The 12,561-nt window shown below is 58.0% G+C and carries 12 protein-coding genes; 9 read left to right on the top strand and 3 right to left on the bottom strand.

Annotation, left to right across the window (positions count from 1 at the left end):
• The first annotated feature begins 149 nt into the window (after positions 1-149).
• Genes RVM24_RS07900 through RVM24_RS07880 form a run of 5 tightly spaced genes read left to right on the top strand, consistent with a single transcriptional unit; the run spans position 150 to position 3,901 of the window.
• A complete protein-coding gene (locus RVM24_RS07900; RefSeq protein ID WP_330165892.1) occupies positions 150-1,451 on the top strand; it encodes a DUF2066 domain-containing protein in 1,302 nt (433 codons plus the stop codon).
• Between the two features lie 20 nt (positions 1,452-1,471).
• Complete coding sequence (locus RVM24_RS07895; protein WP_431475223.1) at positions 1,472-2,032, top strand: CDP-alcohol phosphatidyltransferase family protein; 561 nt, start codon at positions 1,472-1,474, stop codon at positions 2,030-2,032.
• Positions 2,029-2,727, top strand: coding sequence for a DnaA regulatory inactivator Hda (gene hda, locus RVM24_RS07890; RefSeq protein WP_061332686.1), 699 nt, complete (start codon positions 2,029-2,031; stop codon positions 2,725-2,727). The genes RVM24_RS07895 and hda overlap by 4 nt, the downstream gene beginning before the upstream one ends.
• A 39-nt stretch (positions 2,728-2,766) precedes the next feature.
• Positions 2,767-3,564, top strand: coding sequence for a ParA family protein (locus RVM24_RS07885; protein ID WP_431475222.1), 798 nt, complete (start codon positions 2,767-2,769; stop codon positions 3,562-3,564).
• A gap of 10 nt (positions 3,565-3,574) precedes the next feature.
• Positions 3,575-3,901, top strand: coding sequence for a YqcC family protein (locus RVM24_RS07880; RefSeq protein WP_431475221.1), 327 nt, complete (start codon positions 3,575-3,577; stop codon positions 3,899-3,901).
• Between the two features lie 21 nt (positions 3,902-3,922).
• On the opposite strand, the gene nadC is transcribed toward RVM24_RS07880, so the two are convergent.
• On the bottom strand, positions 3,923-4,762 hold the full coding sequence (gene nadC / locus RVM24_RS07875; RefSeq protein WP_431475220.1) for a carboxylating nicotinate-nucleotide diphosphorylase: 840 nt from the start codon (positions 4,760-4,762) through the stop codon (positions 3,923-3,925).
• A 224-nt stretch (positions 4,763-4,986) separates the two neighbouring features.
• On the opposite strand from nadC, the gene RVM24_RS07870 reads away from it, so the two are divergent.
• From RVM24_RS07870 to RVM24_RS07855, 4 genes are all read left to right on the top strand, one after another.
• Positions 4,987-7,308 carry a DUF1631 domain-containing protein gene (locus RVM24_RS07870; protein WP_431475219.1) on the top strand — a complete coding sequence of 774 codons (2,322 nt, stop codon included), beginning with the start codon at positions 4,987-4,989 and terminating at the stop codon, positions 7,306-7,308.
• A gap of 96 nt (positions 7,309-7,404) precedes the next feature.
• Positions 7,405-8,025 carry a 1,6-anhydro-N-acetylmuramyl-L-alanine amidase AmpD gene (gene ampD / locus RVM24_RS07865; RefSeq protein ID WP_374814681.1) on the top strand — a complete coding sequence of 207 codons (621 nt, stop codon included), beginning with the start codon at positions 7,405-7,407 and terminating at the stop codon, positions 8,023-8,025.
• Positions 8,026-8,913: a regulatory signaling modulator protein AmpE gene (gene ampE / locus RVM24_RS07860; protein ID WP_374814631.1), complete on the top strand. Its 888-nt coding sequence runs from the start codon at positions 8,026-8,028 to the stop codon at positions 8,911-8,913.
• Positions 8,914-9,028: 115 nt separating this feature from the next.
• Complete coding sequence (locus tag RVM24_RS07855) at positions 9,029-11,059, top strand: methyl-accepting chemotaxis protein (protein WP_061332691.1); 2,031 nt, start codon at positions 9,029-9,031, stop codon at positions 11,057-11,059.
• Between the two features lie 32 nt (positions 11,060-11,091).
• Here RVM24_RS07855 and RVM24_RS07850 read toward each other — a convergent pair whose 3' ends face one another.
• Entirely contained in the window at positions 11,092-11,649 is a 558-nt protein-coding gene (locus RVM24_RS07850; RefSeq protein WP_138435524.1) for a cob(I)yrinic acid a,c-diamide adenosyltransferase, read from the bottom strand.
• A 25-nt stretch (positions 11,650-11,674) separates the two neighbouring features.
• Entirely contained in the window at positions 11,675-12,559 is an 885-nt protein-coding gene (locus RVM24_RS07845; protein WP_230714629.1) for a ketopantoate reductase family protein, read from the bottom strand.
• Positions 12,560-12,561: the final 2 nt, after the last annotated feature.

Genomic DNA, 12,561 nt, shown 5'->3' with positions numbered 1-12,561 from the left:
ACAGGTGCGCACGGGCGCTCCAACCGGAATTCGGCAATGCGTGCAAATATTCAGGGTACATCATTGCCAACCTGCAACGGGGCCTTGCTACTCACGCCTGTGGTGATGGTGTATCCTGTGCGCCAATCATGGGAACGGCAGGGTGTTACATGACTGGAACGGAAAAAAATGACGTTCGGACTTTCCGGGCAATGACTCTGTGGCTGGTGATGGCCGGGGCATTGTCAATGCTGTTGGCCGGGACTGCGTCGGCAGTCACGGTGTCGGGATTGTATAATATTGAGGTAGCGGTCGACGGTACTGGCACGAATGATCTTCAGGCAGGTTATGCCGAGGGTTTGCGGCGGGTGATGGTCAGGGTTTCCGGTACGCGGGACGTACTGCAACTTGAGGGCATAGACGATGTGCTCAAAGATGCAGAATCCCTGCTGCTGTCCTACCAGGTACGTCGTGAGAGTGGGGAGTCCAGGTTGCAGATGAGCTTTGGGGCGGTTGGCGTCAATCGCGCCCTGGCTTCGATTAATGCCCCGGTCTGGGGTGCAAATCGACCACTCACACTGGTTTGGGCTGCTATTGAAGACCGCGGTGAACGCAAGCTGCTGACTGCAGCAGCGGATGATGGCGAACAGGGTGACAGCGCCGTTGCTGATTGGCGCAGGGCGTTCCTGGCGGCAGCGGAAGAGCGCGGCTTACCCCTGGCCTTCCCGCCGCAGAGTGTCCAGGGAGACCGGGCGCTGCTGTCGGATCTCTGGGGCCAGTTTGTGGGCCGTATAAAGGAGGCATCGTCGGATCTGTCTCATGATGCCCTGGCATTGATGCGTATTAGTCGCTCTGGTGGTCAATGGCGCGCAGGCTGGGTATTCGACGGTATGAGCATGGATGCCTCGGAGCAATCGGTGACCGCGGCAGACCCGGAAGAACTGGCACGGCGTGCTGTTGGTCGCTGGGCCGATGCCTATGCCAGCCGCTACGCGGTTGCTGCCGGCGAGGTAGGTGAGGCGCCGCGAGTGGATATCGTGCTTGAGGGCGTCAATTCCTTAGCGGACTACGGCAATGTCGGAAAAGCACTGAACAGCTTTACGCCAGTGGTGTCTGTGGGTGCTTCCCGGGTGCGTAATGAGCGTATGACCGTTCAGGTGACCTTCACAGGGGAACTGGACCAGCTGAAAGAGTACATTGCGCTTGATCCCCGCTTTGTGGTCATGGACGGGCAGCCAGAGGAAACCGTACCGGCACCGCGCAGTGCGACCGCAGTAGCGCCAGTTGCCGAACCGAACGGTGCTGAGGAACCGGGCGAGGCCGGCGACCAGTACCCGGAGGGTGCCATGTTCGTTTACCAGCCGCTCGATGACGGCGACGAACAGGATGCCGAGCAGGCGTTCGAATCCCTGTACCAGGTGCTTTACTATCGCTGGCAGCCGGCTCCGGTTGTCCGTGGTGGCGGCAGCTAGGCGACGGCGGAGGTCTGCGCGTGACTTTGCAGCGTTGGCGATGGATTCCCAATGCCCTGACATTCCTGCGGATACTGCTCATTATTCCGTTCGCGTGGGCATTGCTGGAGGGGAATTATCGCCAGTCGCTGTTGATTTTCTTTCTTGCTGCCGCAACTGATGCTTTGGACGGCTTTCTGGCACGGCAGTTTAACTGGCGTTCCCGGCTTGGGGCCATTGCCGATCCGCTGGCTGATAAGGCATTGCTGATCACCGCTTACCTGATGCTGACCATCACCGGAATTATTCCGCTTTGGCTCTTCGCACTGGTGCTTGGTCGCGATCTGGTCATTGTCGGCGGTGCATTGATGTATCACTATGGTGTTGGCCGTTTTGAGATGGAGCCGAGTATTCCGGGCAAGATCAATACCTTTATTCAGATTCTCGTGGCGTTGGCGATTATCATTCTGATGGCGGACTTGCCAATACAGCCCTGGGTAATGGACGTTGGTATATGGTTGGTTGCCTTGTCGGCCATATTCAGCGGCTGCCATTACATTCTGATTTGGGGTGCGCGCGCCTGGAGAGCCAAACGCTCATGACCACGTCACAGATGGTTCTCGGGGTGAAGCTCCGTGACGACGCCCGGTTTGATAACTTCCATGGCGATCGCAATCGAGATGCGGCGCTCCGGCTGGAGGCGGTTTGCACGCAGCCGGCCGGAGCACCTGTTGTGGTGATCTGCGGCGACTCCGATACCGGCAAAAGCCATTTGTTGCAAGCGGTCTGTCATTTTGCCGAGCAGCGGGGCCAGAGCGCTGTGTGTATCAGTATCGGTGAGTTGATGCCGTTTGGGCCTGAGGCGCTTGCGGGATTGGAAGGGCATGACGTGGTCTGCCTGGATGATCTTGACCTGATAGCGGGTGATGCGCACTGGGAGGAAGCCGTTTTCCATCTGTACAACCGGATTCTGGACCGCCAGGGGCTGTTGATGGTGACCCTGTCGGAGGTGCCGGCGGCGTTGCCGTTCGGTCTCGCTGACCTTGGTTCCCGGCTGGCACACGGCTTACTGGTTCAGCTTGGTGTTTACCGGGATGAAGACCGGTCAAGAATTTTGATGGCCAGGGCCGAGCAGCGTGGTCTGGTGATGAGCGATGATGTGGCCGGATTTATCATGCGCCGGGCTCCGCGCCGCCTTGGTCAACTGCTTGGGATTCTGGACACGCTGGATGAGAACTCCCTGCAGGCCCAGCGGAGATTGACCATTCCGTTTGTGAAGTCGGTAATGGGATGGTAGTGACGGATTTATAACGATAAAGGCCATTGGAGAGACGACATGAGACGGGTTGTATTCAATCAGAAAGGCGGTGTGGGTAAGTCCAGCATCACCTGTAACCTGGCGGCAATCAGCGCGGCCCGGGGCAAGCGCACCCTGGTGGTGGATCTGGATCCGCAAGGTAACTCAACACACTATCTGCTGGGTAAGCCGGCATCTGAACTGAAAGATACCGCAGCGGATCTTCTGGAGCAGACCGTTGCCTTCAGTATGTTCACCCGCCGCCCGGATGAGTTTGTGCATGCCTCATCTTTCAATAATCTGTTTGTTCTGCCGTCCAGCCCGGAGCTGGACTTCCTGGAGCGCAAACTCGAAGCCAAGCACAAGATCTACAAGCTTCGTGAATTTCTGAAAAAGCTCAGCGATTCTTTCGATGAGATCTACATCGATACCGCGCCCGCCCTGAATTTCTACACCCGCTCGGCCTTGATTGCGGCTCAGCGGTGTTTGATTCCTTTCGACTGTGATGATTTCTCACGCCAGGCGTTGTACAACATTCTTCATGAAATCAAAGAGCTGCAGGAAGATCACAATCAGGAGCTGGTGGTGGAGGGTATCATTGCCAACCAGTTCCAGCCGCGTGCCAGCCTGCCCAAACAGTTGGTGAAAGAACTCACGGAGGAGGGGTTGCCAGTGTTGCCGGTGCGGCTATCCAGCTCGGTGAAAATGAAAGAATCCCATCAAAGCCGGCAGCCGCTGATTTATATGGCACCCAAGCACGCATTGACCCGCCAGTTTGAAGACCTGTACCGGGTATTGCATGGTGAGTCGGTTGAACTTGAGCCCTTGGCCGACTGATCGGGTGACCATGAGTAATCGAGTGGACCAGGTAACCGACAGCCTGCTGAGAATCGAGATTGAGCTCCGGCGGATGGACGTCTGGGAGGCGAGCCCACCACCGGAGCATGCGTTCCGGAGCACCCAGCCGTTCTGTCTCGACACTATGGAGTTCACCCAGTGGCTGCAGTTTGTCTTCTTACAGAAAATGAAAGCGCTGGTGGAGGCGGGGCAACCGTTACCCTCGGTATCTGGCATTGCGCCCATGGCGGAAGAGCATTTCCTGGGGCGGGCGCAGTCAGGCCAGCGCCTTGTTGAGGCGCTGGAAGAGATAGACCGGTTGTTGTCTGGTCGTTGAGTTCGACGCCAGGCGGTGGAATCAGTCCAGCCGCATGGAGAGGTCGATCGCTCTGACGTCTTTGGTCAGGGCGCCGATGGAGATGTAATCCACCCCGGTTTCCGCCACCGGTACCAATGTCTGGGCATTGATGCCGCCGGAAGCTTCCAGTTTTGCCTTGCTGGCGGTAATTCGCACGGCTTCAACCATGTCCCCAAGTGAGAATTCATCCAGCATAATGATGTCGGCGCCCGCGCTCAGGGCCTGATTCAGCTCGTCCATCGATTCCGTTTCTACCTCCACCGGGCGGCCCGGTGCAATGCGCCGGGCTTCACTGATGGCGTTGGCAATCGAGCCGCATGCGGCAATGTGGTTTTCCTTGATCAGAAAGGCATCCCACAGACCCAGGCGATGATTGTGGCAATCCCCGCAGGTGACCGCGTATTTTTGCGCCAGGCGCATGCCTGGCAGGGTTTTCCGGGTATCCAGTAATCGCACACCGGTATGGGCGACCTTCGCCGCGTAGGCTGCGCAGGTGGTGGCAACGCCAGACAGTGTTTGCAGCCAGTTAAGGGCGGCTCGCTCTGCGGTCAGGAGTGATCGGGCCGGGCCAGCCATCCGGAAGATAACGTCATCGGCCGCCAGATCATCGCCGTCCTTGAAGAACCAGGTCAGTTCCATGGCGGGGTCTACCTGGCGGAATACCTCCTCAACCCAGGCTCGTCCTGACAGGCGTGCCGGTTCGCGAGTGATCACCCGGCCGGTTGCGGTTTTGTCCGCCGGAATCAGCATGGCGGTAATGTCGCCGTCACCAATGTCCTCGCGAAGGCTTTGGGCAACGGATTCAATTCGGGCCTGGCGGAGCAGTTCAGGGGCGATCATGTCGGGTTTCCGGCGGTCTGGATGAGTTGAAATCTGCGAGCCCGGCAATTCTACTGCCAGCCTGCCGTTTCGCAAAATGCCCTGGCCAATAACTGCTAAAATGTGACGCAGGTCGTTGTTACACAAAAGGTGACAAATTCTGACACAAGGTGACGATGATCGGCCGTATCATGTCATTAATAGAAATTCCCAGCGATATTGCCGATCAACACCGGAGCATCTCCATGGCGCACGATAACAAGGTTGTCCATTTATCCGGCCAGAAACCGGTGGGCCGGTTTTCGCTTCCGCCTGCTCTTATACGGTTACGTGACGCATCCGGTCAGTCTCTGAAATCTGTGCTGGGGTCTTTCTTCGAGCAGGCAGACGACAGCCTGTTCGCCCTTGCGGATCGGGCTGGCTCTAATCAGGACCAGACAGCGTATTTCGATGCCATGCGGGAGCTCAGACTGCGCCGCAAATCCATGGCGGTCTCGATGCTTCAGTATGTCAGCCAGGCCTTCAATGACTTTGGGCGCTTCAAACCCTCGCACTCCGGTTCTGCCCTTGAGGAAGTCGATCAGGATTCCCTGAGCCTTTTGGATCACTCCGAACTCGAGCAACAGGTCGCCATTGATAACCTGGTGACCAAGCTGCGCAATCGTTACCAGGAGCCGGTCCGGATGCTGGCCGCTCGCGTGCGCCACCTGATGCCCGAGATTCAGATGTCTGATGATCAGATGCCCCTGAGCCCCGAGGTTATCTGTGGCGGAATTGCCGAGGCCTGTTCTGACCTGGATATCGATATTCGTGCCAAGCTGGTTGTACTCAAGCTTTTTGAGCGCCTGCTGGTGGATAAGCTTGCAGCCCTGTATGACCAGGCCAATAAAACCCTGGTAGCCGAAGGCGTGTTGCCAGATATGCGCCGGGCACCTGTCGGCGGTTCGTCGCCCCAGCCGAAGAGGCCGGTGCCACAGGCTGGAGCCCCGGCTTTGTCGCCAGGGCAGGCAGGTGCCGAGCACGGGTCGAGTGGTGCTGCCAGTTTCCCCACGTTTTCGGAATTGAGTGCGCTGCTGCATCAGGGAGAGACATCGTCCGCCGCGGGCGGCCTGCCCGCGGGTGGCGTGACACTCGATACTGGCGGGTTGATGGCCCGGCTCAGTGATCTGCAAGGTTCTCTCACCCAGGTATCCGGGGCAGAAGTGGTGCCATTGCGCCAGCAGATTGTCTCGGTCCTGCAGGAGCCGGGCGGCAAGAAAGCTACTTTGGGCCAGGTGGACGGCGATGTCGTCAATCTCGTCTCGATGCTGTTTGATTTCATACTGGAAGATCGGCAATTACATCCGGTGATGAAGGCGCTGATCGGGCGCTTGCAGATTCCGGTCCTGAAGGTTGCCCTGAGCGATCGTAATTTCTTCAATCGTGGCGGTCATCCGGTTCGCAAATTGTTGAATGAACTCGCACTGTCGGCCATTGGCTGGTCCGAAAAGCGCCAGGGCATGCGGGACCCGCTCCGGGAAAAAATTGAAGAAGTGGTTGATCGTGTCCTGAATGAGTTCACCGACAATGTCGAATTGTTCGAGGAGTTGCTCAAGGATTTCGGGCACTTTATGGATCTGGACCGGCGCCGTCGTGAGCTGGTTGAGCAGCGTCTTCGGGACGCTGAGGAAGGTCGGGCTCGCCAGGAACGTGCAAGCCAGGCGGCCACCAACCTCATTCAGGAAGAAACAGCCGGCCGTGAAATACCAGCTGCGGTGATGCAGATTCTCAGCGAGCCCTGGACTCGTTACCTGCAATGGGTGGTACTGCGTCAGGGCGAAGAAAGCGAGCAGTGGCAATCCGCCTGCGCGGTAACCGAGCGACTGATCTGGAGTGTGGACCCAAGGCCGGTATCGGATGAAACCCGCTCTGAGCTGCTTCGAGCAATACCGGAGGTGGTCGAGGACCTTCGCAGTGCTTTGCAGGAAATTTCCTGGGACCCGTTCTCAACCGACGCTGCCATTCGTGACCTGGAATTGGCTCATGTTGATGTTTTCCAGAAACTGGTAACAGCTCCGGTCAGTGATGTCGAGAAGGCGCCGGAAGACCCTGCCCTGGCCGAAGAGGAGCTGGATCAGCCGGAGCAAATGCTGGCGCCACCGGAACCTCCGGTGGATGCCGGTGCCCCAGAGGAAATCGCGCAATCTGAAACCGAACCGGTCGTGGCGGAGAGCGTTCAAAGTGACGCGCAGCCGGCAACGGAAGCGCCGGTGGCTGCTGAAGAAGCGCCGTCTGCCTCGGTTGTTGCGGCGGAATGGTTGGCCCGGGCAGATCAGCTCAGGGTTGGCTCGTGGATCGAGATGGTGCGCGATGATAACCGTGTTCGCTGCAAACTGGCGGCCTTCATAAAGGCAACCGGAAAGTACATTTTTGTTAATCGCAGCGGCGCCAAGGTGGCAGAGTACCATCGGGATGATCTGGCGGTGGCGCTGCAGGACGGCGTTATTACGCTTCTGGACGACGGCCTGATTTTTGATCGGGCGCTGGAATCCATCATCGATAACCTTCGCCATAGTCGAAAGGATTGAAGGCGCGAATCCGCACCGTTCCATCCATAGCATCCACCGTCGCTTTGTGATTCAATCGATTGAACATCATAAAGCGACAGTGGATACGCCTTGCCAATCTCTGACCCTTTCAATCACGACAACAAGCATAACAACGACTCCCTCTCCAGCCAGGCTGAACAGTTAAGGCTGACCGGCCGTTACCCTGGCAGCCGATGGGTGCCCTCGCCGAATTTTGGTGCAAGGCCTGAGGGCTCTGCCATTTCCCTGCTGGTGGTTCACAACATCAGCCTGCCTCCCGGGCAATTCGGGGGAACGGAGATTGAAGACTTTTTCTGCAACCGGCTTGACCCAGCCGCCCATCCCTATTTTGAATCCATCGCCGCCATGCAGGTCTCCGCTCATGCCCTGGTGCGTCGCGATGGTTCAGTGGTGCAGTTTGTCAGTTGTTTGGACCGGGCCTGGCATGCCGGCCGGTCCTGTTTTGACGGCCAGGAAGAGTGCAACGATTTCTCTATCGGTATCGAACTGGAGGGGGCAGACGATGTTCCCTATACGCCCGAACAGTACCGGACACTCGCAGACATGGCGCGGTTGACCATGATGGCCTGGCCCGAAATCAGCACCGAGCGCATTACCGGCCACAGCGATATTGCGCCTGGCCGGAAAACTGACCCTGGTCCAGCGTTCGACTGGCGGTATTTTTCCCGGCTGTTGGCCCATGAGGAGATCGCCTGAATGGTGTTTGTCGTGTTTCTTTTGGCCTACCTTATTCGGCGTCAGCTGGATAGCCGGAACCGGCTTGATGGCGACGTGCTTTGGCGTGCCTGGTTTCACCGGGGCGCGAAAATTCAGGCCGGAAAGGAGGATGCCATTACCTCCGGGCTGATCTGGGTTCTGCTGCCCGGACTGGTGTTGGTGGGCGTTGTGTGTTTGCTGGAATGGTATGGATTCAGGCTGGCGGCCTATCCGCTAGAGCTGATCGTGCTGGTGTTGCTGATGGGCGCGCCGGGTTGGCGGCATCAGTTACGTGACTATTCGGAAGCCTGGAGTCGGGGCGACATGCAGGCTGCCTGGCGACATATCCAGAACCGGTTGCCACCGGAAGAGCGGGGCGCCGCGCTGTCACCAGAGGCCATGCATCTGTCGTTATCCAAGGCTCTGGTGATCGGGGTTTTCGAGCGGTTCTTTCTGGTGGCTTTCTGGTATGTGGTGGGTGGAATAGGTGCTGCCCTGGTTGCCCGAGGCCTGGTGGCGTTGTCTGAGCAATGGCCGCAGCAAGCGGCCCGCGCCCGATTCCGGACTCTGGCCAACCTGGCCAGCTGGATTCCTGCTCGCCTACTGTCCTGCACGCTGGGGCTGGCCGGTGATCTCGCGGGCTGGTCGAAGGAGGCGAAGAAAGTCCTGCCCGGTTTTGGAAGAAAAACCTCGGAAGTCCTCATGATTTCCGCAAACGGGTCGTTAACCGGTTATGCGCTTGATCCAGCCCAGTTTGCGCGGTTGCACCCGGATGAGTGGACAAGTTTTGGCGGGCGTAGCCTGGCGGCCATACGGGGATTGTTGAACCGGAGCATGCTGGTGTGGATCTGCGTTGCCGCGTTGCTGGTCATTGCCGGGGTGGTCTGAGGAGTGTCATAAAACATTACAGAATAACACTTAAAGGTGATTAAGTTTTTCCGACCTTGGGCGATAATCAAACAAAGAATAAAGATTCAGTTATTAGAATCAGCGAGAGGGCGCCGTGAAATATTTGATCAATCCAGCTGTTAGCCTGATGAATCGGTTGCCCATGGTCTACAAGTTCAGCCTAATCAGCATCTTGTTCCTGGGCCCGATCATTGTCCTGTCGTGGTTGGTTATTTCCAGCCTCAATCAATCCGTTCAAACCATGACTCGCGGTATCGAGGGCCTTGCCGAACTTCGCAAGGTAGACCAGCTGTTGTCTTCGTCTATGGCTTACCGCGACTACCAGGCGCCGGGTGTGCTCAAGGATGAAGACGAACTCCTGGGTAAGGCAGGTGAGGCTGCCGAGCTGATTGATGGCCTGCTTTCAGACCTTGCGGGGAACAACCGCTCGTTCGATACCTCTGGTTCCTGGAAGGATCAGGTTCTGGCCTTGCAGGCGGAGTGGGAGCAACTGAAGCAGGACGACAACTACCAGGGCAACATAGACCCTCAGTTCAAGTATTACCACGAGTTTGTTCAGAAGGTGCTGGCCCTGTTGCCGGCTACGATTGAAATTTCGGGACTTGGACAAGACGCCTCGCGGGAAAATTTGTTGCTGCTTGGGCTGGTGCGTAATGCGCTGCCTGAGGCGAGGACCGTTGTTGGCAGGGCCCGATCTTACGGTATCTTTGCCCTGGTGGATGGCCAGGTGGGTTATAACCTGAGCGAGATTTTGAATGAAATCTATGACCAGCTGACCAACCGCAGCTCCCTGTTGTCGCCTGCCTTGTCGGTTGCGGTTGAAACCTCTCCCAAACTTTCAGGCAGAGCCGGCGGCGCTGTGACGCGGGTCGATGAAAGCCTGATGGCGCTGCGCGAGCAGCTGGACCTGAACATCATCACCCCGATGCGTCTGGAACAGCCCTGGCAGGAATTTGACGCCACCGTATCCTCCCAGCTGGACTACTACGATTCACTCAATGACAGCATTTTCAGTGTGGTTTCCGGCAACCTTGAACAGCGACTGCAGCGGGAGACCGGCCAGCGCAGGTTGATTGTAGGGGCTCTGATCGGCGTGATGCTTCTTGTGGTGTACCTCTACATTGGCTTCTTTATGTCAGTAAGAACCGCCATCAACCGGTTTAGTGAGGCAGCTCGCAGCGTCGCCGCTGGTGATATGACGGCGCACATCCAGCTTAACAATCGTGATGAGCTGGGCGAGCTGACCACCGAATTCAATAATATGACGGACCGGATTGCCGAACTGATCCGCTCTGTCAGCGGGACCACGAATGATGTTGACAGTCAGGCGGTGAGGGTTAATGAGACTGCAGCAGCCAACAGTGAAGCGGTTGCCCGCCAGATGGAAGAGACCGGCCAGATAAACGAAGCCATGGGGCAGATGGTGGAGGCGGTCAACGAGGTGACTGAGAGTGCCCATCGGGTAGCGGACAGCGCCGGTAGCGCAGAGCGTGATACCGAGACGGGCCGACAGGTTGTGGCGGCTACCGTGCAAACTATTAACCGTCTTGCGGAAGAAATCGCTGGTGCGGTAGCGGTGATAAACAGGGTCAGTTCAGACAGCGACAACATCAGCCAGGTATTGGTCGAGATCAAGGCCATAGCCGAGCAGACCAACCTCTTGGCTCTGAACGCGGCCATTGAAGCGGCCCGGGCCGGTGAACAGGGTCGGGGTTTTGCGGTGGTGGCTGATGAGGTGCGTTCACTGTCTCAGCGCACCCACAAATCGACTGAAGAGATTGAGGGTATGATCTCGCGGCTGCAGGGTGGTGTTAAAGAGGCGGTTTCTGCCATGACCTCCAGCCACGATGCCACGGAGCAAACGGTTCAGAAATCCGGCGAGGTGACAGAAGCCCTGGACCGCATTGCTTCGGGTATCTCCGAGATTGTCGACATGAGCCACCAGATTGCTCAGGCCGCAGAAGAGCAGTCTGCGGTGGCCAAGAATGTGAATGCCAACGTGGAGCGTATCGGCGAATTGGGGCAGAGCACCGCTTCCAACGCCGAAGAGACGCTGGCGTCTTCCCGCCAGATGTCGGAGTTGACGGCATCGCTTCAGCGGCTGGTAGAGGCGTTCAAGGTATAAGGCAGTTGCCTCTGATCAGAAAAATCCGGCCCTCAGAGGCCGGATTTTTTTTGTTCCCAGAGAATTTCCTGGCTGCCATCCCGGCGGGCCAGCACGCGGGCAATGACAAACAGTAGGTCAGACAGCCGGTTCAGGTAGTGACGGGACGCGGTATTGATGGAATCTTCGTGGCCCAGCGCTACCACCACCCGCTCCGCACGACGGCAAACGGCCCGGGCCAGATGGCATTGTGCGGCTGCAGGACAACCTCCGGGCAGAATGAAGTTCTTCAATGGCGGCAAGCCGGCATTATGCTCATCCAGGGTCTGTTCCAGCCAATCAATATGGTCGTCGCTGATGACCTTGCTGCCAGGGATGGCGAACTCGCCGCCAAGATCAAACAGGTGGTGCTGAATCCGCCGGAACGTCTCGATCAGGCTGTCACCGGCTGGTAGCGTTTCAATCAACACTCCGATGTGGCAGTTAAGTTCATCCGCCATGCCCATGGCTTCCACGCGCTGGGCATTCTTGGCGATGCGGTTGCCATCGGCCAGGCCGGTAGAGCCGTCGTCACCGGTGCGGGTGTAGATCTTAGACAGGCGGTTGCCCATGAATTGTACTCCCGTTGATAAATGATCAGTTCAGTTGTTGTACCTGTTCGGTGAGCATTTGGTTCACCGGTGTTGCAATGCCGTGCTGCTGGCCAAGCCTGGCCAGATAACCGTTAATGAAGTCGATTTCCGTAGGGCGCCCTGCGAGCGCATCTGCGCGCATAGAGGAGGTGTTGGCGGCGGTTCTGCGGGCCACCGCCTCAATGCTTTCGCGCAGAGCTTCCGGCGTATGTTCCGGTTGCCCGGCGGCAGCCAACAGGTGGCTGATTTCCCTGCACAAGGGGTTAATCCACTGTTGGTAAAACGGTCGCTCCAGTATCTCGCCGTTGGGGCAATCCAGTACGGCGGTAAAGGCGTTGATGCCGGCGTTGATCACCAGTTTCTGCCAGAGTCGGCCAAGTATGTCCTGTTCAGGGTGAACCTCAAGGCCGCTTTCGGCAAGTTGCTGCGCAACCCGGCCCACCAGAGGCTGCCCTACAGTGTTTAAAGCACCTACCCAAGTGGCGCCACGGCCCGCGTGAACCGTCAGGGCTGGCTCCGGACGGTTGGCGCCCTCGGTGGTGGAGGCGGCCAGCACCGGGCGTTGCGGCCAGGTTTCTGAAACCTGCTGTTGGCTGCCCAGGCCGTTCTGGAACAGCACAATGGGTGTCGAACTGGCAATCGAGGGCAGGGCATCTTTGAGGGCTTCGAGGGTATCGCCGGCTTTGGTGGTCACCAACAACAATTCAGGTGACTGACCGCGTTGTAGCCAGGGAACAGTGACGCTGAAGGATTCGCCTTCAAGGGGTTGAAAACGGTAGCAGGCGGGGTCGGGCGCCTTGCCCGGGCGGGGCACAAACGCTACCTGCCCGGCAGGTAGCGTTGCGGCCCAGAGCCGGCCCATGGAGCCGGCGCCGAGGATGGCAATCATGG

This window comes from Marinobacter sp. KM021, from assembly GCF_050707965.1.
GTDB lineage: Bacteria > Pseudomonadota > Gammaproteobacteria > Pseudomonadales > Oleiphilaceae > Marinobacter > Marinobacter shengliensis.
The sequence above is the reverse complement of the archived record's forward strand: the minus strand, read 5'-3'. Positions and strand labels throughout refer to the sequence as shown.

Bases quoted from the DNA above. Each gene is read 5' to 3' on its own strand.
- RVM24_RS07900 (WP_330165892.1), top strand. From the start codon at position 150: ATGACTGGAACGGAAAAAAATGACGTTCGGACTTTCCGGGCAATGACT.
- hda (WP_061332686.1), top strand. From the start codon at position 2,029: ATGACCACGTCACAGATGGTTCTCGGGGTGAAGCTCCGTGACGACGCC.
- RVM24_RS07885 (WP_431475222.1), top strand. From the start codon at position 2,767: ATGAGACGGGTTGTATTCAATCAGAAAGGCGGTGTGGGTAAGTCCAGC.
- RVM24_RS07880 (WP_431475221.1), top strand. From the start codon at position 3,575: ATGAGTAATCGAGTGGACCAGGTAACCGACAGCCTGCTGAGAATCGAG.
- nadC (WP_431475220.1), bottom strand. From the start codon at position 4,762: ATGATCGCCCCTGAACTGCTCCGCCAGGCCCGAATTGAATCCGTTGCC.
- RVM24_RS07870 (WP_431475219.1), top strand. From the start codon at position 4,987: ATGGCGCACGATAACAAGGTTGTCCATTTATCCGGCCAGAAACCGGTG.
- ampE (WP_374814631.1), top strand. From the start codon at position 8,026: ATGGTGTTTGTCGTGTTTCTTTTGGCCTACCTTATTCGGCGTCAGCTG.
- RVM24_RS07850 (WP_138435524.1), bottom strand. From the start codon at position 11,649: ATGGGCAACCGCCTGTCTAAGATCTACACCCGCACCGGTGACGACGGC.
- RVM24_RS07845 (WP_230714629.1), bottom strand. From the start codon at position 12,559: ATGATTGCCATCCTCGGCGCCGGCTCCATGGGCCGGCTCTGGGCCGCA.